We start from the raw sequence: 19827 nt of genomic DNA on the forward strand, positions 1-19827 counted from the left end.
GCGGTGCTCGTCGAAGACCTGCTGGACCGGCCGGAGCTCGACCTCCGGGTGCGGGTGCGCGGCCGGGTGGACCGGCCGATCCGCTGGGTGCACACCATCGAGATCGAGTCGCCGGGGCGGTTCCTGCGCGGCGGCGAAGTGGTGCTCACCGCCGGGGTGTGGCGCACCGCCGGGATCACCGCGGAGGCGTTCGTGGCCGACCTCGTCGCGGCCGACGTCGCCGCCGTTGGGTTCGGCCTGGTGCCCCCGGAGACCGAGGTGCCGGAGGAGTTCGTGGCCGCCGCGCGCGACCGCGGGCTGACCTGCTTCGTGGTGCCCGTCGAGGTCGCGTTCCTGCAGATCGTGGAGGCCTTCGTCGCCACGAAGCGGGCGGAGTGGGAGCGCCCGCTGCGCCGCCACCTCGCGCAGCACGACGCCATCGTGGCCGCGCTGCGGGTCCAGCGGGGCGTCGGCACGGTGGTCCGCACGCTGGGTGCGCAGCTCGGCGAGCCCGTGGCGGTGCGCGCCGCCGGTGGCGTGGTGGCCGGTGAGGTGCCGGTGTCGCACCACCCGTTGCCGCTGGTCGGCGAGGGCCTGGCGGACGCGGAGCTGCTGCTGCCCAGGCCGGTGGAGGAGCTGGACGTCGAGCAGCAGGCGGCCGTGGTGCAGGCGATGCCGTTCATCGCGCTGGAGATCGAGCGCGCCCGGGCGGTCCGCGCGACGGAACTGCGGTACGCGTGGGAGCTCTTCGAGTGGGTGCACAGCGCCACGGTGGGCGTCGACACCGTCCGCACCCGGCTGCACTCGCTCGGCCTGCCGCCGGACGGCCCGCTCGCCGCGGTGGTGGTGCGCACCGCCGACCCGGACGCGGTGGCGGTGCGGCTCGGGGACCTGCTGGGCGGTGACGGGGTCGCGGCGCAGCGCGGCGGGGACGTGGTCGCGTTCGCGCGGGTGCGCGACAGCGCGGTGGACCTGGCGCGGTGGGTCCACGCGTCGCTGGGCGGCGCGGTGGGCGTCGGCCAGCCCGGCACCGCCGCGGAGCTGCGGGTGAGCCTGCTGCAGGCGGCGCACGCCGCGGAGGCGGTGTCGTCGCGGCCCGAGCGCGGCTGGATGACGCACGAGCAGCTGAGCAGCCCGGCGCTGCTGCTCTCCGCCCAGGACCCGGAACTGCTGGCGGCGACCTCCCGGGCGCTGCTCGGCCCGGTGCTCGACCACGACGAGCGGCGCGGCAGCGACCTGCTGCCGTCGCTGGCGGCGTACCTCGACGCGGGCGGGCGCTGGCAGGAGGCGGCGCGGCGCCTCCACGTGCACATCAACACGCTGCGGCACCGGATGAGCCGGGTGGAGGAGCTCACCGGCCGCAGCCTCGCCAGCACCGCGGACCGCGTCGACCTCTACCTCGCCCTCCGCGCCCTCCGCCAGTCCTGATCCAGGCGCCCCGGACTCCGGGCGGGGCCACGCCGTGACGAGGCCGTTGACCTGCTCGTCCAATGCCGCCCCGGACTCCGGGCGGGGCCACGCCCCCCCGGCGACCGGGACCCACCACGCCCTCGGCCACCGCCGGACCGGGCCTCGACACGCCCCCGGGGGCGTCGGTGCACCCGCGACTTCCACGGAGACCAGACGTCCGATCCCCAGGGAGGTCGTCGGACGATCGTCCCCCGGGGGTTGTGCGATCGTCCAACCGTGGTGGGGGACTTCGGAGGATCGGTGACTACCTCGGGCCGGTGATCCCGGCCACCCTGTGGTCCGGTGCCGCGCGGCCGCGGACGCCGTGGAGACGGTCGTGAGTGCGGAAGCCGCCTGGAGCCGGTTCGCGCACTCACGAGGGAGTGGAGGGGATGCGACATGAACGAGCCGATCGGTCCGGTCGACGCCACGCGCGTGCCGCGCTACGGCGGGGACACCACGTTCGCGCGGCTGCCCCGCCTCGCCGACGTGCCGGACGCCGACGTGCTCATCTGGGGCGTGCCCTTCGACACCGGGGTCAGCTACCGGCCCGGCGCCCGGTTCGGTCCCAACCACGTGCGCCAGAGCTCCCGGCTGCTGCGGCCGTACAACCCCGCGGCCGACGCCGAACCGTTCGCGGTGCGGCAGGTCGCCGACGCCGGTGACGTCGGCGTGAACCCGTTCGACATCGACGAGGCCATCAGCACCATCGAGACCAGCGCCCGCGAGCTGTCCGGCACCCGTCGCACGCTGCTGACCATCGGCGGCGACCACACCATCGCGCTGCCGCTGCTGCGGGTGCAGCACGAGCGGCACGGGCCGGTGGCGGTGCTGCACTTCGACGCCCACCTGGACACCTGGGACACCTACTTCGGCGCGCCCCACACGCACGGGACCCCGTTCCGCCGCGCCGCCGAGGAGGGCCTGATCGACTTCGAGCACTCCATGCACGTCGGGCTGCGCGGCCCGCTGTACGCGAAGGTCGACCTGGACGAGAGCGAGCGGATGGGCTTCGCGGCGGTGCACAGCCGCGAGTTCGCCCGCACCCCGCTGGACACCATCATCGAGCGCATCCGCGGCCGCCTCGGCGACCGCCCGGTGTACGTGTCCATCGACATCGACGTGCTGGACCCGGCGTTCGCCCCGGGCACCGGGACCCCGGAGGCCGGCGGGCTGTCCAGCCGCGAGCTGCTGGAGGTGGTGCGCGGGCTGGCCGACCTCAACGTCGTCGGCGCGGACCTGGTCGAGGTCGCCCCCGCCTACGACCACGCCGAGATCACCGGCATCGCCGCCGCCCACCTGCTGTACGACCTGTTGTGCGTGCTGCCCGGAGGCCGCTGATGCGCCGGGTCCGCGACGTCGTCGACGGCCGGGCGGTGGACGCCCGCCGCGGGCGCACCACCGGCCTGGTCGACCCCGGGGCAGGACTGCACGGCCGCGACCCGCGTGCTCGTGGAGCGGTCCGTCGAGCTGCGGCGGGTCGGGCTGTCCCTGCCGGTGGTCATCGCCTCCACGGCCCCGGTGAAGGAGACCGCGCAGGCGGTGGTCCAGGCGAAGATCGCCGAGCTCGAGCGCGAGGTGGCCAGCAGGCAGGCAGCCATCACCTTCCTCCGGCACACCGCCGAGTGCCGCCACCGCTACCTCGACGACTGCCCGGACTGCGCGGCGTTCGCCCGCGAGCCGTGACGGTCTGGACAGCGCCGACGGCGTCGGTGGACGGATTGGCAGTACGCCGGTGATCGACCGCGGTCGTAGCGTCGGGGCAGGACCGGACACGACAGGAGGCAGCGGATGGCATCGGTGATCGGGAACTGGGTCGCGGGCGAGCGGGTCACCAGCGAGGCGACGTTCGAGGTGCGGCACCCCTACGACGGTTCGCTGGTCGCCACGGCCTGCTACGCCACCGACGCCGACGTGGAGCGCGCGGTGGCCGCCGCCGACGCGGTGCGCCGCGAGTTCGCCGCCACGCCCGCGCACGTGCGCGCCGCCGCGCTGGACCACGTGACCCGGCGGCTGGAGGAGCGGGCCGAGGAGGTCGCGCAGCTGATCACCGCCGAGAACGGCAAGCCGATCAGCTGGGCGCGCGGCGAGGTCGCCCGCGCCGTCTCGACCTTCCGGTGGGGCGCGGAGGAGGCCCGCCGGTTCTCCGGCGAGCTGCAGCGGCTGGACACCGACCCGGGCGGCACCGGCCGGATGGCGCTCGTCCGCCGCGTCCCGCGCGGCCCCGTGCTCGGCATCTCCCCGTTCAACTTCCCGATCAACCTGGTGGCGCACAAGGTCGCCCCGGCGCTGGCGGTCGGCGCGCCGATCGTGCTCAAGCCCGCGCCGAAGACCCCGCTGTCCGCGCTGGTGCTGGGCGAGCTCCTGGCCGAGACCGAGCTGCCCACCGGGTCCTGGTCGGTGCTGACCACCAGCAACGACAAGGCCGCCGAGCTGGTCACCGACCCGCGCCTGCCGGTGGTCTCCTTCACCGGGTCCGGCCCGGTCGGCTGGGGCATCCGCGACGCCGCGCCGCGCAAGCACGTCACGCTCGAGCTCGGCGGCAACGCCGCGGTGGTGGTCGACCCGACCTGGACGGACCTGGACTTCGCCGCGGACCGGATCGCGACCTTCGCGATGTACCAGGCCGGGCAGTCCTGCATCTCCGTGCAGCGCGTCTACGCGCACCGCGACGTCTACGACGACCTCGCCGCGCGCGTGGTGAAGGCGGTCGAGGCGCAGGTCACCGGCGACCCGAAGGACCCGGCGACCAAGGTCGGCCCGATGATCGACGAGGCCGCCGCCGCCCGGCTCGAGGAGTGGGTCGGCGAGGCCGTCGAGGCCGGCGCCGAGGTGCTCACCGGTGGGACGCGGGACGGCGCCACCTTCGCGCCGACCGTGCTGGCCGACGTGCCGGAGGACGCCAAGGTCTCCTGCGAGGAGGTCTTCGGCCCGCTGCTGGTGCTGGCGCCGGTGGGGTCGGTGGACGAGGCGTTCGAGAAGGTCAACGCCTCCCGCTACGGGCTGCACGCCGGGGTGTTCACCCGCGACCTGCAGCTGGCCTTCCGCGCCGCCGCGGAGCTGGAGGTCGGCGGCGTGATCATCGGCGACGTGCCGAGCTACCGCGCCGACCAGATGCCCTACGGCGGGGTCAAGGAGTCCGGCGTGGGCCGCGAGGGCGTGCACGCCGCCATGGTCGACCTCACCCAGGAGCACGTCACGGTCCTCACCGGCATCCCCGTGTGAGGCGTGTGGTGGGTGTCGTGAGTGCGTGGGCGCGGTCAGCACTCACGACACACCACGAGCACGGGTCCCACGGCCCCGGGAGTTCACCCCCGAACACGGCAACGCCGCCCCCGGGAGCTCCCGGGGGCGGCGTTGCGGTCCGTCGTCAGCCGCGCCAGGCGGTCTTCTTGCGGCGCAGGTCGATGAGCAGGCCGATGACCAGGATCGCGGCGATGATGATCAGCCACACGTCCTCGGTCTTGAAGTGGCCACCACCGCTGAGGATGCCCTGGTGGTTGCCGATCAGCATGATCAGGCACGCGAAGACGGAGAACCACCCGGCGACCTGCGTCGCCTTCGGGAAACCGCCGTGCCAGCCCCACTCGACCGACGGTTCTTCGGCCGGGTCGACGGCCTGGCTGGGCTTCTTCTCCAGCTCGGTGCTCGCCACGTTCCCCTCCTGGTGCCACGTCCGGCTGCGCGGGCCGGATGATGATGCTCGAAGCGCGAACCACCGACCGGCGATCCACGCGCCCCATCCTCGCACACGCCGTCGACGTGGCGGCGGGCGCCCGCCTCGGCCGAGCAGCGAAAAGGGGGCCGTGGCAAGCGCCTCGGCGCAGCCTCCCGCCGCGCCTCACCCGCGTGGCACCGACCTGCGGCCGATGATCGCCCGGTGGGCGCCCAGCACGATGAGCGAGCCCACCAGGGCCAAGATCCAGGTGCTGAGCGACCAGAACCGGTCGATGCCCACCCCGAAGACCCAGTTGCCGATCAGGCCGCCGACGAAGGCGCCGACCACCCCCAGCAGCATCGTGACGAGGACCCCACCACCGTCCTCGCCCGGCATGATGGCCTTGGCCAGCGCGCCCACGACGAGACCGAGAACGATCCACCCGACGATCCCCATGGTCGACCTCCTCCGAGCAGCGACCGATGGCCAGATCGTGACCCCGCACAGCGGTTCGTGCACCGCGAGCGACCTGTCCTCACCGGCTTCAGGGACAATGAGCGCGATGCACGCCGACACCCCGAAGCAGAGCGCTCCCGGTCCGCGCACCGTCCTGGTGCTCGGCTCGACCGGGTCCATCGGTACCCAGGCCCTGGACGTCATCCGGCAGAACCCGGACCGGTTCCGCGTCGCGGGCCTGGCCGCGGGCGGCAGCGACCCGCGGACGCTCGCCGCGCAGGCGCTGGAGTTCCAGGTCCCCGCGGTCGCCGTGGCCAAGTCCACCGCCGTCGAGGACGTCCAGCTCGCCCTCTACGCCGAAGCCCAGCGGCGCGGCCACGCCGCCGGCGAGTTCGCCATGCCCCGGCTGCTGGCCGGGCCGGACGCCGCGACCGAGCTCATCGAGTCCACCCCCGCCGACGTGGTGCTCAACGGCGTCGACGGGTCCCGCGGCCTCAAGCCCACCCTCGCCGCGCTGGACACCGGCGCCCAGCTGGCGCTGGCGAACAAGGAGTCGCTCATCGCGGGCGGGTCACTGGTGCTGGACCGGGCGGCGCCCGGGCAGATCGTGCCGGTGGACTCCGAGCACTCGGCGCTCGCGCAGTGCCTGCTCGGCGGGCGGGCCGACGAGGTCGAGAAGCTGGTGCTGACCGCCTCCGGCGGGCCCTTCCGCGGCCGCAAGCGCGACGAGCTCGTCGACGTCACGGTGGAGCAGGCGCTGGCGCACCCGACCTGGTCGATGGGCAACGTGGTGACGATCAACTCGGCGACCCTGGTGAACAAGGGCCTGGAGCTGATCGAGGCGCACCTGCTGTTCGGCGTCGACTACGACCGCATCGAGGTGGCGGTGCACCCGCAGTCGATCGTGCACTCGATGGTCACCTACACGGACGGCTCCACGATCGCCCAGGCCAGCCCGCCGAACATGCGGATCCCGATCGCGATGAGCCTGGAGTGGCCGCGCCGGGTGCCCGGGGCCGCGCCCGCGCTGGACTTCTCCCGGGCGCAGGAGTGGACCTTCGAGCCGGTCGACGACGAGGCGTTCCCGGCGATCGAGCTCGCTCGCGCGGCCGGGTCCGGCGGCGGCTGCCTGCCGGCCGTCTACAACGCGGCCAACGAGGAAGCGCTCGCGGCTTTCGTCGACGGCCGACTCGGCTTCACCGGGATCGTGCAGACTGTGGGTGACGTGCTCGCCGGGGCCGACCAGTGGCGGTCCGCGCCGGCCGGCTTGGACGAGGTCTTCGCGGCCGAGGACTGGGCGCGCGCCAGGGCGAACGAACTGGTGGCTGCGGGGAAGGCGGAGTGAGCTGATGCTGGTCGTCATTGGCATCGTGATCTTCTTCTTCGGGCTGCTGTTCTCCATCGCGTGGCACGAGCTGGGCCACCTGGCGGCCGCGAAGCTGTTCGGGGTCAAGGTCACCCAGTACATGGTCGGGTTCGGCCGCACCCTCTGGTCCCGCAAGAAGGGCGACACCGAGTACGGGATCAAGCTGATCCCGTTCGGCGGCTACATCCGGATGATCGGCATGTTCCCGCCGAAGGAGGACGAGAAGCACGGGCGCTCGGCGTCCTCCTCGCCGTTCCGGGCGATGATCGAGGACGCCCGGCAGATGTCCGCCGAGGAGATCACCCCGGAGGACGAGCACCGGCAGTTCTACCAGCGCAGCCCGTGGAAGCGGATCATCGTGATGCTGGCCGGGCCGGTGATGAACCTCGTCCTGGCGATCGGCATCTTCACCGCGATCCTGATGGGCCACGGGACCTACACGCCGACCACCACGGTCGCCTCGGTCAGCGAGTGCGTGCTGCCGGCCAACGCGCCGAACAAGGACGTCTGCCCGCCCGGTGCCAAGCCGGCCCCGGCCGCGGAGGCCGGGTTCCAGCCCGGCGACCGGATCGTGGAGTTCAACGGCAAGCCCTACACGACCTGGGAAGACCTGCAGCTGGCCATCCGCGGCACGACCGGGCCGGTGCCGGTGGTCGTCGAGCGCGGCGGGCAGCTGATCACGCTGCACCCGGTCCTCATGCGCAACCAGATGCCGAAGCTGGGCTCGACCAGCGAGTACGAGACGGTCGGCTTCCTCGGGCTGAGCCCGACGCAGGAGCTGGTCAAGCAGGACATCGGCGGGGTGGTCGACACCATCGGCGGCTTCGTCAGCCTCACCGCGCAGAAGGTCATCGAGCTGCCGCAGCGGGTGCCGGACCTGGTCGCGGCGATCTTCGGCGGTGAACGGGCCCAGGACTCGCCGGTCGGCATCGTCGGCGCCAGCCGGCTGGGCGGCGAGGTGCTGTCCTCGGACCAGATCACCGTCGACGACCGGATCATGCTGATGTTCAACCTGCTGGCCGGGGTGAACCTCTCGCTGTTCGTGTTCAACATGCTGCCGCTGCTGCCGCTGGACGGCGGCCACGTCGCCGGTGCGCTGTGGGAGTCGGTCCGCCGCGGCTTCGCCAAGCTGGTCCGGCGGCCGGACCCGGGGCCGTTCGACACCGCGCGGCTGATGCCGCTGGCCTACGCGATCAGCATGGTGTTCATCGCCTACTCGCTGCTGGTCCTGGTCGCCGACGTGGTGAACCCGGTGACGCTCTTCTAGCGCTCGTGGCGCGCGGCCTGCGCGAACGGGTGATGCGCGTCTCCGGACCCGGCGCTGGTGGCGGAATCGATCACTCGGCGTGATCTGTCGTACGCCGGTGACGTCCAGCCGGATGAAGGCTCGCCGGTATCGTGGTGCGCGGGCGGTGGCAGCCGCCGAAGGACACCAGCAGAGGTGGAGAGGATTCGATGACCGTCGATCTGGGCATGCCCGCGGCCCCGGCTCCGGTGCTCGCGGAACGGCGCAAGACCCGGCAGTTGCAGGTCGGGGCGGTCGGAGTGGGCAGCGAGTTCCCCATCTCCGTGCAGAGCATGACCACGACCGTCACCGCGGACGTCAACAGCACGCTGCAGCAGATCGCCGAGCTCACCGCCGCCGGGTGCGACATCGTCCGGGTGGCCTGTCCCAGCGCGGACGACGCCGAGGCGCTGCCCGCGATCGCGAAGAAGTCCAAGATCCCGGTCATCGCCGACATCCACTTCCAGCCGAAGTACGTGTTCGCGGCGATCGAGGCGGGCTGCGCCGCGGTGCGGGTCAACCCCGGCAACATCAAGAAGTTCGACGACAAGGTCAAGGAGATCGCGCAGGCCGCCAAGGACCACGGCACGCCGATCCGGATCGGCGTCAACGCCGGTTCCCTGGACCCGCGGCTGATGAAGAAGCACGGCAAGGCCACCCCGGAGGCGCTGGCCGAGTCGGCGCTGTGGGAGGCGAGCCTGTTCGCCGAGCACGACTTCCACGACCTGAAGATCTCGGTCAAGCACAACGACCCGGTCGTGATGGTGCGCGCCTACGAGATCCTCGCCGAGCAGTGCGACTACCCGCTGCACCTCGGCGTCACCGAGGCCGGGCCGGCCTTCCAGGGCACGATCAAGTCCGCGGTCGCCTTCGGCGCGCTGCTGCGGCAGGGCATCGGCGACACCATCCGGGTCTCGCTGTCGGCGCCGCCGGTGGAGGAGATCAAGGTCGGCACGCAGATCCTGCAGTCGCTGAACCTGCGGCCGCGCAAGCTGGAGATCGTCTCCTGCCCGTCCTGCGGTCGCGCGCAGGTCGACGTCTACAAGCTCGCCGACGAGGTCACCGCCGGGCTGTCCGGCATGGAGGTGCCGCTGCGCGTCGCGGTCATGGGCTGCGTCGTCAACGGGCCGGGGGAGGCCCGCGAGGCGGACCTGGGCGTGGCCTCGGGCAACGGCAAGGGCCAGATCTTCGTCAAGGGCGAGGTCATCAAGACCGTGCCGGAGCACAAGATCGTCGAGACGCTGATCGAAGAGGCGATGCGCATCGCCGAGGACATGGAGGGCACCGGCGGCGAACCGGTCGTGACGGTCGGTTGAGGTCCTGGGCACGACCGTCCCCAGGTCGGGGGCGGTCGGTCAGCCGTTCCCGTGGTGCGCGCGCGGGCTCGTGCGACCGCCATGCGCGTCGCCTCACCCACCGGGCTAGTCCGAATGGGTGAGCGCGGGCTCTCCCGGTGTGGCACGTCCCGGCGTGGCGAGTCGCGTCCCCGGCGTTTCTGGCAGTCTTGGCAGGTGCTCAAGCTCGCCGGTGCACGGCTGTTGGAGGAGCGGGACGCGGCGCAGGTCCGCTCGGTGCTCGAGTCCGCCCCGGTCGCGGCGTGCATGGTCGCCGCCCGCGTCGAGGAGGCGGGCATCCACCCGCTGCGCCTCGGCGGCGAGCTCTGGGGCTTCGGCACCAAGCTGACCGGCATGTGCTTCTCCGGCGCCAACCTCATCCCGCTGTGCGGTGGACCGGACGCGATGCGCGCGTTCGCCGACCGCGCGCTGCGCCGCCGCCGGGTGTGTTCCTCGCTGGTCGGCCCGGCCGAGCAGGTGCTGGCGCTGTGGGACGAGGTGGCCGCGCAGTGGGGGCCGGCTCGCGAGGTCCGCTCCGAGCAGCCGCTCATGGTGCTCGCGGAGCCGCCGCACGTGGACCCCGACCCGCTGGTGCGCCAGGTCCGCCCGGACGAGCTGGAACGCTACCTGCCCGCGGCGATCGCGATGTTCACCGAGGAAGTGGGCGTGGACCCGCGCAGCGACGGCGGCGCGGCGAGCTACCGCGCGCGGGTGGCCGACCTGATCGCCAGCGGCCGGGCGTTCGCCCGCTTCGAGGGCGGTGAGGTGGTGTTCAAGGCCGAGATCGGCGCGCTGTCCAGCACCGTCGGCCAGATCCAGGGCGTCTGGGTGCACCCGGACCGGCGCAGCACCGGCCTGGGCACGGCGGGCACCGCCGCGGTCGCCGACCGCCTGGTCCGCGGCCTCGGCCGCACGGCGAGCCTGTACGTCAACGACTACAACATCGCCGCCCGGCTGGCCTACCAGAAGGTCGGGTTCCGCCGCGTCGGCTCCTTCGCCACCGTCCTGCTCTGACCAGGCCCCCGCGACGACCGGACCTCGGCCCCGTCCCGGGGTGGACGTGACCGGGACGTGTTCGCGGGTGGACCTCCTCGGCGTTTTCGGCATACTCGCGGGCATGGTTTCCACGCGGATCTTCGCCGGGCTCGCCGCTCTGCTGCTCGTTCCCCTGGCGGCGTGCAGCTCCGGGCCGTCCGAGCAGGACGTCGCGGCGTCCTTCGTCAACGCCGTGGCGGCCGGGGACGCGGCGGGTGCCGCAGCCCAGACCGACGACCCCGAGCAGGCGCGGCAGGCGGTGGAGGCGGCGCACCGGGGCCTGTCCCCGGAGAGCGTGCGCGCGAGCGTCCGGGAGGTCACCGAGGACCAGCAGGGCACGCCGACCGCGACGTTCGACCTGACCTGGGACCTCGGGGCGGGCCGGGTGTGGGAGTACCCGAGCCGGCTCCAGCTGGTCGAGGGCGACGAGGGCTGGAAGGTCCGCTGGGCACCGAGCGTGCTGCACCCCGACCTCCGGGACGGGCAGACCCTGGCGTTCCGCGAGCAGCGGCCCGACCCGGCACCGGTGCGCGACCGCGACGGCACCGAGGTGATGCGCCCCGAGCAGCTGGTCACCGTGAGCCTGGACCCGCAGGCCGCCGGTGACCTGCCGGGAGTGGCGGGTGCGCTGGCGGACGCGCTGCGCAGCATCGAACCGTCGATCACCCAGCAGTCCATCGTGGACGGTGTCGCGAAGACCCCGCAGGGCCAGCCGTACGCGGTGGTGACCCTCCGGCAGGCCGACTACGAGCGGGTCAAGCCGCAGGTCTACGACCTGCCCGGGGTGCGGTTCCCGGTGCAGACGCGGCTGGTGGCCAGCGACCGCGGGTACGGCACGCAGGTGCTGGCCGGGGTGTCCCGCGCGGTCGACGAGCAGGTCGCGGCCGCCGCCGGGTGGCGGGTCGTCGCGGTGGACCCGTCCGGCGCCGAGGCGGCCGTGCTGCACGAGGTCGCCGCGCGACCGGTGGAGCCGGTGACCGTGACCCTCGGCGACCGCACCCAGCGGGCGGCCGAGCAGGCGGTCGACGCGGTGCCGCAGGCGGCGATGCTGGTGGCCGTGCAGCCCTCCAGCGGGGACCTGCTCGCGGTGGCGCAGAACCCGGCGGCCGACGCGCAGGGGCCGGTGGCGCTGACCGGCCAGTACCCGCCCGGCTCGACGTTCAAGACGGTGACCGCGACGGCCGGGCTCGAGGCGGGGAAGGTCAACGTCGACACCCCGGTGGAGTGCCCCGGTACGAAGGTCTTCGACGGCCGGGTGCTGCCCAACGACGAGGAGTTCGACCTCGGCCGGGTGCCGCTGCACACGGCCTTCGCCCAGTCCTGCAACACCACGTTCGCGCAGCTGGCGGTGGACCTGCCCGCGCAGGCGCTGACCGACGCGGCGCAGCGGTACGGGCTGGGCGTGGACTTCACCATGCCGGGCGCGACGACCATCACCGGCAAGGTGCCGCCGGCCGACACCGTGGTGCAGCGGGCGGAGAACGGCATCGGCCAGGGGAGGGTGCTGGCCAGCCCGTTCGGCATGGCGCTGGTCACCGCCTCGATCGCCGAGGGCCGGATGCCGGTGCCCACGCTGATCCGCGGCACGCGGACCGAGGCCGACGCGAACCCGCAGCCGCCCTCCCAGCAGACCCTGGACCAGCTCCGGCAGATGATGCGCGAGGTGGTCACCGAGGGCACCGCGCGCGGACTGGTCAGCTCCGGTGAGGTGCGCGGCAAGACCGGGACCGCGCAGTTCGGCGACGGCACCCACGCGCACGGCTGGTTCGTCGGCTACCGCGACGACGTGGCGTTCGCGGTCCTGGTCACCGACGCGGGCTCGTCCGGCCCGGCGGTGGACACGGCCCGGCGGTTCCTGCAAGGCATCTGATCGCGTCGCGTGGTCGGGTGATCGCGTGCGGTGATCGACGTGCTACGTTGTAGCGCATGGAGCGGATCGGTGTGCGCGAGCTGCGGCAGTACGCGAGCCGGTACCTGAAGCGGGTCGCCGCCGGTGAGTCGTTCCTGGTGACCGACCGGGGGCGCACCGTCGCCGTGCTGGCTCCGCCCACCCGCGAGCAGTCCCTGTACGACGAGCTCGTCGCGGCCGGGGAACTGGTGCCCGGCGAAGGCGGCGAGCTGCCCGACCCGTTGCCCGCAGCGCCCACCCCGAGCGTGTCCGACCGGCTGCTGCGCAGGCGTGAACAGGAGCGGCTTTGATCTACTTCGATTCCTCCGCGCTGATCAAGCTCATCGCCCCGGAGCCGGAGAGCGAGGCCCTGAGCCAGTGGGTCCGCGAGCGCTGGGAGCACCCGCGGGTCACCAGCGCCCTGTCCAAGGTCGACGTGCTGCGGACCTTCCGCGAGGTCGGCCCGCACGCCGTGGACCTGGCCGAGATCGTCATCTCCAAGATCGACCACCTGCCGGTGAAGCAGGACGTGCTGGACGCGGCCAGCGGGCTGCGGGCCCAGGTCGGACCGGTGGACGCGGTGCACCTGGCCTCGGCCTGCAAGATCAAGGACGGCCTGGTGGCCTACGTCTCCTACGACCCCGCCCTGCTCGCCGCGGCCGAGGACGCTGGTCTGGCCACCGCCTCTCCCGGCGCCGCGTGACCGGGTGGACCGGCGGTCACCGCCCGGAGTCCGGCCGCGGGACGTGGTTAGAGTGGGGGTCATGCCGGTTCGAGCTCCGTTGCAGCCAGGCGTGCAGACACCGCGCCGTCCAGTCCCCGCGCACATCGAGCGTCCCGAGTACGTCGACAAGCCGGCCCCCCAGCGCGGCACCGACCCCGACGTGCAGCCGCCCGAGGTCATCGAGGCGATGCGGGTCGCGGGCAAGCTCGCCGCGCAGGCGCTGGTCGAGGCCGGCAAGGCGGTGCGGCCCGGTGCGACCACCGACGACGTCGACGCGGTCGTGCACGAGTTCTTCTGCGACCACGGCGTGTACCCGTCGACGCTCGGCTACCGGGGCTTCCCGAAGTCCTGCTGCACCTCGCTCAACGAGGTGATCTGCCACGGCATCCCGGACTCGACCGTCATCCAGGACGGCGACATCGTCAACGTGGACGTGACCGGCTTCATCGGCGGCGTGCACGGCGACACCAACGCGACGTTCCTGGCCGGCGAGGTCTCCGAGGAGGCGCGGCTGCTGGTCGAGCGCACCCACGAGGCGATGATGCGCGGCATCAAGGCCGCAAAGCCCGGTCGCCAGCTCAACGTGATCGGCCGCGTCATCGAGTCCTACGCCAAGCGCTTCGGCTACGGCGTGGTCCGCGACTTCACCGGGCACGGCATCGGCCGTTCCTTCCACAGCGGCCTGGTGATCCTGCACTACGACGAGCCGTCGGTGCAGACGATCCTCGAGCCGGGCATGACCTTCACCATCGAGCCGATGATCACTCTCGGCACCCACGAGTACGACGTGTGGGACGACGGGTGGACGGTCACCACCAAGGACAAGAGCTGGACCGCCCAGTTCGAGCACACGATCCTCATCACCGAGGACGGCAACGAGATCCTGACGCTGCCCTGACGCGGGCACCGTCAGCTGGGGCTCCGCCGCGATCTTCGCGCCGTTCGCCCCGCTCGTGCTGGTCATGCCGGCCCGGGGACACCAGGTCCGGGTGGACGCGCGCTGCGCAGCGGTCGGGACACCGACCTGCTCGTGTGGACCGAGCTGCGCGCGGTGCGCGTCCAGGAGCCGGAGCCGGAGGCGGAGGACGCCCCGGACTCGCGGGCGCTGCCGGCCGCACTGGTGCTCCACCCGCGGGCCCGGGGTTCGGCGCGGTGCCGCTGACCAGCCCGAACCCGCCTGAGGCGCAGCTGGGACCGCACCGCGCAGCGGATCACCCGGGCGGTCGCGCAGTTCCGGCCGGACCTGGTGCGCCAGCACGGGGCCGTGGGGTAGGGAGTTCTTCTTCGTGAGTGCGTTGTTGGTGGCCGGGACCACGTCCGACGCGGGCAAGAGCGTCGTCACCGCCGGGATCTGCCGGTGGTTGGCGCGGAGCGGGGCCCGGGTCGCCCCCTTCAAGGCGCAGAACATGTCCAACAACTCCGTCGTCACCCCCGACGGCGGGGAGATCGGGCGGGCCCAGGCGGTGCAGGCCGCGGCCTGCGGGCTCGAACCGTCGGTGCGGTTCAACCCCGTGCTGCTCAAGCCCGGCGGCGACCGCAGCTCGCAGGTCGTCGTGCTCGGGCGGGTCGCCGGCGAGGTGACGGCGCTGTCCTACCGGGCGCGCAAGGCGGCCCTGCTGGACACCGTGGTGTCCACGCTGGAGGGACTGCGGGCCGAGTTCGACCACGTCATCTGCGAGGGCGCGGGCTCGCCCGCCGAGATCAACCTGCGCGCCCACGACATCGCCAACATGGGACTGGCGCAGGCCGCCGGGTTGCCGACGCTGGTGGTCGGTGACATCGACCGGGGCGGGGTGTTCGCGCAGCTCTTCGGCACCCTCGCGCTCCTGGACGCGGCGGACCAGGCGCTCGTCGCCGGGTTCGTGATCAACAAGTTCCGCGGTGACCCGGCGCTGCTGGCGCCCGGCCTGGACCAGCTGCGCCGGCTGACCGGGCGCCCGGTGCACGGTGTGCTGCCCTGGGCCGAGGAGCTGTGGTTGGACGCCGAGGACTCGCTGTCCTACGCCGCCGACGGTGTCGTCGGCCGGCCCGCACCACCCCGGGGCGGGCAGTGGCTGCGGGTCGCCGTGCCGCGGCTCCCGCGGATCTCCAACGCCACCGACGTCGAAGCCCTGGCCGCGGAACCGGGGGTGGCGGTGCGGTTCGTCACCGAGCCCTCGCGGCTGACCGACGCCGACCTCGTCGTGCTGCCCGGGTCGAAGTCCACCGTCGCCGACCTGGCCTGGCTGCGCCGCAGCGGGCTGGCCGAGGCGGTCCTCGCGCACGCCCGCGCCGGGCTGCCGGTGGCCGGGATCTGCGGTGGGTTCCAGATGCTGACCCGGCGCATCCACGACGACGTCGAATCGGGTTCCGGGGCGGTCGACGGACTCGGGCTGCTGGACCTGGAGATCGAGTTCGCGCCGGACAAGACGCTGGCACGGCCCACCGGCCGCGCGTTCGGCGAGCCGGTGTCCGGCTACGAGATCCACCACGGGGTGCCGGTCCGGCGCGGCGACCTCGAACCCCTGGTCACCGCCGCCGACGGGCGCCCCGAGGGCGGCATCGCCGATTCGGTGCTCGGCACCCACTGGCACGGCCTGTTCGAGAACGACGCCTTCCGGCGGTCCTTCCTGCGCTGGGCGGCCCGGCGCGCGGGCCGGGACCGGTTCCAGCCTGCCGAGGACACCGTGTTCGCCGACGTCCGCGCCGCGCAGCTGGACCTGCTCGGGGACCTGGTCGAGGAGCACCTGGACACCGACGCGCTGCGCAGGCTGCTCGACCGCGGGGCGCCCGCCGGTCTGCCCGCTGTGCTGGCCGGGTGACGCCGCGTCGGTCACCGCTCCCAGCGGTGTCACGCGGGTAACGTCGACGGCATGGCTGAGTACACCGTGGACGAGGCCCGCGAGCGGTTGGCCGAGCTGCTGGACCGCGCTGAGTCGGGTGAGGAGGTCGTGATCACCCGGTTCGGGGCGCCGTCGGTCCAGCTGTCGCCCGTGCGTGGCCGGTCCAGCGGCTTCGCCGCCGGGGTGATCGCGGGCTCCTGGGTCGCACCCGCGGGCGCGGAGGCCTTCGACCTCGGGACCGACTACTGGCCGGACGCCTCGTCCTGAGACCCCGTCTGGGCGAGCAGTTCGTCGAGGAACCCGCTGGCCTCCTCGGCGGCCCGCCGCGGGTCCTGCTCGCGCACCGCGTCGAGCAGCGCCGTGTGCGAGAGCAGCTGCTCCGGCGGGAGCGCGGGGTTGAAGGTGGTCGCCACGCTGGAGGTCACCGCCTCGCGGATCCCGTCGTAGAGCGAGATCAGCACCGGGTTGTGCGAGGCCGCGACCAGCAGCCGGTGGAACTCGGCGTCGTTGGCGATGACCGCGGCGCTGTCCCGCTCCTGCGCCGCGGCCTCACGCGCCGCCAGGCGCGCCGTCATCTCCCGCAGGTCGTCCTCGGTGCGCGCGCGGGCGGCCAGTCGCGCGCCCTCGACCTCCAGCGCGCGCCGCACCTCCAGGACCTGGCGCAGCTCGGTGCCGCAGAGCTTGCGCACGGCCCCGGAGATCTCGTTGGTGGCGCGGACGAAGGTGCCGTCGCCCTGCCGGACCTCCAGCAGCCCCGCGTGCGAGAGCGCGCGCACCGCCTCCCGGACGGTGTTGCGACCGACGCCGAGCGCCGCCACCAGCTCGGCCTCGGCCGGGATCTTCTCGTCGACCGGCCACTCCCCGGACGACACGAGCTCGCGGATCTGGGTGATGACCTGGTCGACCAGCCCCGTCCTCTTGGCAGTGACCAAAGGCACTGGCAGGTCCTCCCATCCAAACATCCTACGTTTGACACACTAGGTCGTGATGTCCAGTGAGTCACGTACCCAGCACGCCTCTGACCATGTGGCTGACCAGGATGCCACCCGGATCTCCACGGACGTGCACCCGGACGCGCTCGCGGACCGCGGTGCCGCGCCCAGCCGGAACCGCGCGGTCGCCGGGGGCGGCCTGCTGCTGGCCGGCGTGGCGCTCGCGGCGGCGAACATGCGCCCCGCGGTCACCAGCCTCGCCTCGCTGCTCGGCGAGGTGCGGGATTCGCTCGGTGCCTCCAGCACCTGGGCGAGCGTCGTGACCTCCGTGCCCACGCTGTGCTTCGGCGTGGCGGGCATCGGTGCGCCGCTGCTGGCGCGGCGGATGGGCATCAACAAGGTCATCGGCGTGTCGCTGGCGGTGCTCACCGCCGCGATGCTGCTGCGCACCACCGGCGGCCCGTGGACCGTGCTCAGCGGCACCGTCCTGGTGTGCGCGGCGATCGCGATGTGCAACGTGCTCATCCCGGTGGTGGTCAAGGAGGCGTTCCCCACCAGGGTCGGGATGGCCACCGCGCTCTACACCACGGCGATGGCCGCGGGCGGTGCGACCGGGTCCGCGCTGACGCCGTACCTGGACGCCGCCACCGGCAGCTGGCGGCTCTCGCTGGCCACCTGGGCGGTGGTGGCCCTGGCCGCGCTCTGCGTGTGGGTGCCCGCCACCGCGCACCGCTCGTCCGCGCGCCAGGTGGCCGGCTCGTCCGGGCCCCGGCGGTCGCTGGCCCGCAGCCCGCTGGCGTGGGTGATCACCGGCTACTTCGCGCTGCAGTCGCTCGTCGCCTACGTCGTGATGGGCTGGCTGCCCGAGGTGTTCAAGGGAGCCGGGTTGGACGGCACCACCGCGGGCATGCTGCTCGGCCTGCTGCTGCTGATCGGCGTGCCGATCAACATGGTGCTGCCGCCGCTGGTGACCCGGACCCGCAGCCAGTCAGGCTGGGCCGTCGGGATGGCGGTGCTCACCACGGGCGGTCTGCTCGGGCTGCTGCTGGCGCCGCTGAGCGTGCCGGTGGTGTGGGCGCTGGCGATCGGCATCGGCATGAGCGCCTTCCCGCTGGCGCTGGTGCTCATCTCGCTGCGCACGGCCAACGCCGCCGACACCGGCTCGCTGTCGGCGATGTCGCAGAGCGTCGGCTACCTGGTCGCGTCGTTCGGGCCGTTCCTGTTCGGCGTGCTGCACGACGTGACCGGCGGCTGGTCGGCGTCGCTGCTGGTGCTCGTGGTGGTGGTCGCGCTGCAGGCGGTGTTCGGCGTCATCGCCGGCCGCCCGCGCACGGTCTGACGCCGAGGGGCGCCCCGGTGTGGCGGGGCGCCCCTCGGCCGGCTCGGGTCAGATGAGGCCGAGGCGGAGCATGGCGTCGGCGACGTTGGTGAAGCCGTTGATGTTGGCCCCCGCCACGTAGTTGCCCGGCATGCCGTACTCCTCCGCCGTGGCGTAGCAGCGGTCGTGCACGTCCTTCATGATCTGCTCGAGCCGCTGCTCGGTGAACTCGAAGCTCCAGCTGTCCCGGGACGCGTTCTGCTGCATCTCCAGCGCGGAGGTCGCCACGCCGCCCGCGTTCGCCGCCTTGCCCGGCCCGAACGCGACGCCCGCCTGCTGGAAGGCGCGCACGGCCTCGGGGGTGGTCGGCATGTTCGCGCCCTCCCCGACCGCGATGCAGCCGTTGGCGATCAGCTTCGTCGCGTCGTCGGCGTTGAGCTCGTTCTGCGTGGCCGACGGCATCGCGACCTGGCAGGGCACCTCCCAGACGCTGCGGTCGGCGACGAACTTCGCCCCCGGCCGCCGCTCGGCGTACTCGGAGATCCGGGCCCGTTCGACCTCCTTGAGCTGCTTGACCAGCTCGACGTCGATGCCGTTCTCGTCGTGCACGTAGCCGGAGGAGTCCGAGCAGGCCACCACGGTGCCGCCGAGCTGGTGCACCTTCTCCATGGTGTAGATCGCGACGTTGCCCGAGCCGGACACCACGACCTGCTTGCCCTCGAAGGACTCGCCGCGCGCCGCCAGCATCTCCTGGACGAAGAAGGCGCAGCCGTAGCCGGTCGCCTCGGTGCGCACGCGGGCACCGCCGAAGGACAGGTGCTTGCCGGTCAGCACGCCCGACTCGTAGCGGTTGGTGATCCGCTTGTACTGGCCGAACAGGTAGCCGATCTCGCGGCCGCCGACACCGATGTCCCCGGCGGGGACGTCGACGTACTCGCCGATGTGGCGGTGCAGCTCGGTCATGAAGCTCTGGCAGAACCGCATGATCTCGCGGTCCGACCGGCCCTTGGGGTCGAAGTCCGCGCCGCCCTTGCCGCCGCCGATGGGCAGGCCGGTGAGGGCGTTCTTGAAGATCTGCTCGAAGCCGAGGAACTTCACGATGCCCTGGTACACCGACGGGTGGAAGCGCAGACCGCCCTTGTACGGGCCCAGCGCGCTGTTGAACTCCACCCGGAAGCCGCGGTTGATGTGCACCTCGCCGTGGTCGTCCTCCCACGGCACCCGGAAGGTGATCTGCCGTTCCGGCTCGCAGATGCGCTCGATGATCTTCTGGTCGGCGTACTCGGGGTGCTTGTCGATGACGGGCCCGATGCTCTCCAGCACTTCGCGAACGGCTTGGTGGAACTCCGTTTCGCCGCGGTTGCGCTGGACCACGTTGTCGTAGACCGGCTCGAGACGTTCGTGAAGCACTGGTTTCGAACTCCTTCATTCGCGCGACTGGAGCGTTGCACCCCCAGGGCCAGGACACAACTGCCGCTCCAGCACACTCCCCGGTCTGGATCGGATCAAGATGATGCCGACCACACCACCCGCGCGGAGTCGGACCAGCGTCGTGGCTGGTGAACCGGTGTGGAACTGCGT

General features: G+C 72.9%; 20 protein-coding genes. 16 read left to right on the plus strand and 4 right to left on the minus strand.

The genetic code is table 11. The annotated features are described in order from the left end of the window. Positions 1-3: 3 nt before the first annotated feature. The 4 genes from HNR68_RS09175 to HNR68_RS09190 all read left to right on the plus strand — a co-directional run bounded on the left by HNR68_RS09175 (position 4) and on the right by HNR68_RS09190 (position 4653). Positions 4-1407 (plus strand): PucR family transcriptional regulator ligand-binding domain-containing protein, encoded by a 1404-nt coding sequence (locus tag HNR68_RS09175; RefSeq protein WP_179719504.1) that lies wholly within the window; start codon positions 4-6, stop codon positions 1405-1407. Positions 1408-1827: 420 nt separating this feature from the next. Continuing rightward, on the plus strand, positions 1828-2769 hold the full coding sequence (gene speB, locus HNR68_RS09180; RefSeq protein WP_179719506.1) for an agmatinase: 942 nt from the start codon (positions 1828-1830) through the stop codon (positions 2767-2769). Positions 2770-2880: 111 nt separating this feature from the next. Further along, entirely contained in the window at positions 2881-3114 is a 234-nt protein-coding gene (locus tag HNR68_RS09185; RefSeq protein ID WP_218888237.1) for a hypothetical protein, read from the plus strand. 105 nt (positions 3115-3219) lie between these two features. Beyond that, on the plus strand, positions 3220-4653 hold the full coding sequence (locus tag HNR68_RS09190; RefSeq protein ID WP_179719508.1) for an aldehyde dehydrogenase family protein: 1434 nt from the start codon (positions 3220-3222) through the stop codon (positions 4651-4653). 145 nt (positions 4654-4798) lie between these two features. Here HNR68_RS09190 and HNR68_RS09195 read toward each other — a convergent pair whose 3' ends face one another. Next, positions 4799-5083 carry a DUF2631 domain-containing protein gene (locus HNR68_RS09195; RefSeq protein WP_179719510.1) on the minus strand — a complete coding sequence of 95 codons (285 nt, stop codon included), beginning with the start codon at positions 5081-5083 and terminating at the stop codon, positions 4799-4801. A gap of 186 nt (positions 5084-5269) precedes the next feature. Next, positions 5270-5542 (minus strand): GlsB/YeaQ/YmgE family stress response membrane protein, encoded by a 273-nt coding sequence (locus HNR68_RS09200; RefSeq protein WP_179719512.1) that lies wholly within the window; start codon positions 5540-5542, stop codon positions 5270-5272. 97 nt (positions 5543-5639) lie between these two features. Here HNR68_RS09200 and dxr point away from each other — a divergent pair, with 97 nt between their 5' ends. The 11 genes from dxr (at position 5640) to HNR68_RS09250 (ending at position 16263) form a co-directional block, all read left to right on the plus strand. Next, positions 5640-6887, plus strand: coding sequence for a 1-deoxy-D-xylulose-5-phosphate reductoisomerase (gene dxr / locus HNR68_RS09205; RefSeq protein ID WP_179719514.1), 1248 nt, complete (start codon positions 5640-5642; stop codon positions 6885-6887). A gap of 4 nt (positions 6888-6891) precedes the next feature. Further along, complete coding sequence (locus HNR68_RS09210) at positions 6892-8175, plus strand: M50 family metallopeptidase (RefSeq protein WP_179719516.1); 1284 nt, start codon at positions 6892-6894, stop codon at positions 8173-8175. Between the two features lie 188 nt (positions 8176-8363). Continuing rightward, positions 8364-9509: a flavodoxin-dependent (E)-4-hydroxy-3-methylbut-2-enyl-diphosphate synthase gene (ispG, locus tag HNR68_RS09215; protein WP_179719518.1), complete on the plus strand. Its 1146-nt coding sequence runs from the start codon at positions 8364-8366 to the stop codon at positions 9507-9509. Between the two features lie 195 nt (positions 9510-9704). Continuing rightward, entirely contained in the window at positions 9705-10541 is an 837-nt protein-coding gene (locus tag HNR68_RS09220) for a GNAT family N-acetyltransferase (protein ID WP_179719520.1), read from the plus strand. A gap of 103 nt (positions 10542-10644) precedes the next feature. Next, positions 10645-12432 carry a penicillin-binding transpeptidase domain-containing protein gene (locus HNR68_RS09225; RefSeq protein ID WP_179719522.1) on the plus strand — a complete coding sequence of 596 codons (1788 nt, stop codon included), beginning with the start codon at positions 10645-10647 and terminating at the stop codon, positions 12430-12432. A gap of 56 nt (positions 12433-12488) precedes the next feature. Beyond that, complete coding sequence (locus HNR68_RS09230; protein WP_179719524.1) at positions 12489-12761, plus strand: type II toxin-antitoxin system Phd/YefM family antitoxin; 273 nt, start codon at positions 12489-12491, stop codon at positions 12759-12761. Further along, positions 12758-13153, plus strand: a complete 396-nt coding sequence (locus HNR68_RS09235) for a type II toxin-antitoxin system VapC family toxin (RefSeq protein ID WP_179719526.1) — start codon at positions 12758-12760, stop codon at positions 13151-13153. Before HNR68_RS09230 ends, HNR68_RS09235 begins: the two co-directional genes overlap by 4 nt. Positions 13154-13214: 61 nt before the next feature. Next, positions 13215-14072 (plus strand): type I methionyl aminopeptidase, encoded by an 858-nt coding sequence (gene map / locus HNR68_RS09240; RefSeq protein WP_179719528.1) that lies wholly within the window; start codon positions 13215-13217, stop codon positions 14070-14072. 132 nt (positions 14073-14204) lie between these two features. Further along, positions 14205-14336, plus strand: a complete 132-nt coding sequence (locus tag HNR68_RS27125) for a hypothetical protein (protein ID WP_281377426.1) — start codon at positions 14205-14207, stop codon at positions 14334-14336. A 124-nt stretch (positions 14337-14460) separates the two neighbouring features. Continuing rightward, positions 14461-15975 carry a cobyric acid synthase gene (locus HNR68_RS09245; protein ID WP_179719530.1) on the plus strand — a complete coding sequence of 505 codons (1515 nt, stop codon included), beginning with the start codon at positions 14461-14463 and terminating at the stop codon, positions 15973-15975. 51 nt (positions 15976-16026) lie between these two features. Further along, positions 16027-16263 carry a type II toxin-antitoxin system Phd/YefM family antitoxin gene (locus tag HNR68_RS09250; protein WP_179719532.1) on the plus strand — a complete coding sequence of 79 codons (237 nt, stop codon included), beginning with the start codon at positions 16027-16029 and terminating at the stop codon, positions 16261-16263. Here HNR68_RS09250 and HNR68_RS09255 read toward each other — a convergent pair. Next, positions 16239-16934 (minus strand): FadR/GntR family transcriptional regulator, encoded by a 696-nt coding sequence (locus HNR68_RS09255; protein ID WP_343050021.1) that lies wholly within the window; start codon positions 16932-16934, stop codon positions 16239-16241. The two genes, HNR68_RS09250 and HNR68_RS09255, sit on opposite strands and share 25 nt — an antisense overlap. An 88-nt stretch (positions 16935-17022) precedes the next feature. Between HNR68_RS09255 and HNR68_RS09260 the strand changes: the two genes are divergently transcribed. Next, positions 17023-18267 carry a CynX/NimT family MFS transporter gene (locus HNR68_RS09260; RefSeq protein ID WP_343050022.1) on the plus strand — a complete coding sequence of 415 codons (1245 nt, stop codon included), beginning with the start codon at positions 17023-17025 and terminating at the stop codon, positions 18265-18267. Positions 18268-18315: 48 nt separating this feature from the next. Here HNR68_RS09260 and gdhA read toward each other — a convergent pair whose 3' ends face one another. Beyond that, positions 18316-19656 carry an NADP-specific glutamate dehydrogenase gene (gdhA, locus tag HNR68_RS09265; RefSeq protein ID WP_179719538.1) on the minus strand — a complete coding sequence of 447 codons (1341 nt, stop codon included), beginning with the start codon at positions 19654-19656 and terminating at the stop codon, positions 18316-18318. Positions 19657-19827: the final 171 nt, after the last annotated feature.

The sequence above is a fragment of the Saccharopolyspora hordei genome (genome assembly GCF_013410345.1).
GTDB classification, from domain to species: Bacteria; Actinomycetota; Actinomycetes; order Mycobacteriales; family Pseudonocardiaceae; genus Saccharopolyspora; species Saccharopolyspora hordei.

Bases quoted from the DNA above. Each gene is read 5' to 3' on its own strand.
- speB (WP_179719506.1), top strand. From the start codon at position 1,828: ATGAACGAGCCGATCGGTCCGGTCGACGCCACGCGCGTGCCGCGCTAC.
- HNR68_RS09190 (WP_179719508.1), top strand. From the start codon at position 3,220: ATGGCATCGGTGATCGGGAACTGGGTCGCGGGCGAGCGGGTCACCAGC.
- HNR68_RS09200 (WP_179719512.1), bottom strand. From the start codon at position 5,542: ATGGGGATCGTCGGGTGGATCGTTCTCGGTCTCGTCGTGGGCGCGCTG.
- dxr (WP_179719514.1), top strand. From the start codon at position 5,640: ATGAGCGCGATGCACGCCGACACCCCGAAGCAGAGCGCTCCCGGTCCG.
- HNR68_RS09210 (WP_179719516.1), top strand. From the start codon at position 6,892: ATGCTGGTCGTCATTGGCATCGTGATCTTCTTCTTCGGGCTGCTGTTC.
- ispG (WP_179719518.1), top strand. From the start codon at position 8,364: ATGACCGTCGATCTGGGCATGCCCGCGGCCCCGGCTCCGGTGCTCGCG.
- HNR68_RS09225 (WP_179719522.1), top strand. From the start codon at position 10,645: ATGGTTTCCACGCGGATCTTCGCCGGGCTCGCCGCTCTGCTGCTCGTT.
- HNR68_RS09230 (WP_179719524.1), top strand. From the start codon at position 12,489: ATGGAGCGGATCGGTGTGCGCGAGCTGCGGCAGTACGCGAGCCGGTAC.
- map (WP_179719528.1), top strand. From the start codon at position 13,215: ATGCCGGTTCGAGCTCCGTTGCAGCCAGGCGTGCAGACACCGCGCCGT.
- HNR68_RS09250 (WP_179719532.1), top strand. From the start codon at position 16,027: ATGGCTGAGTACACCGTGGACGAGGCCCGCGAGCGGTTGGCCGAGCTG.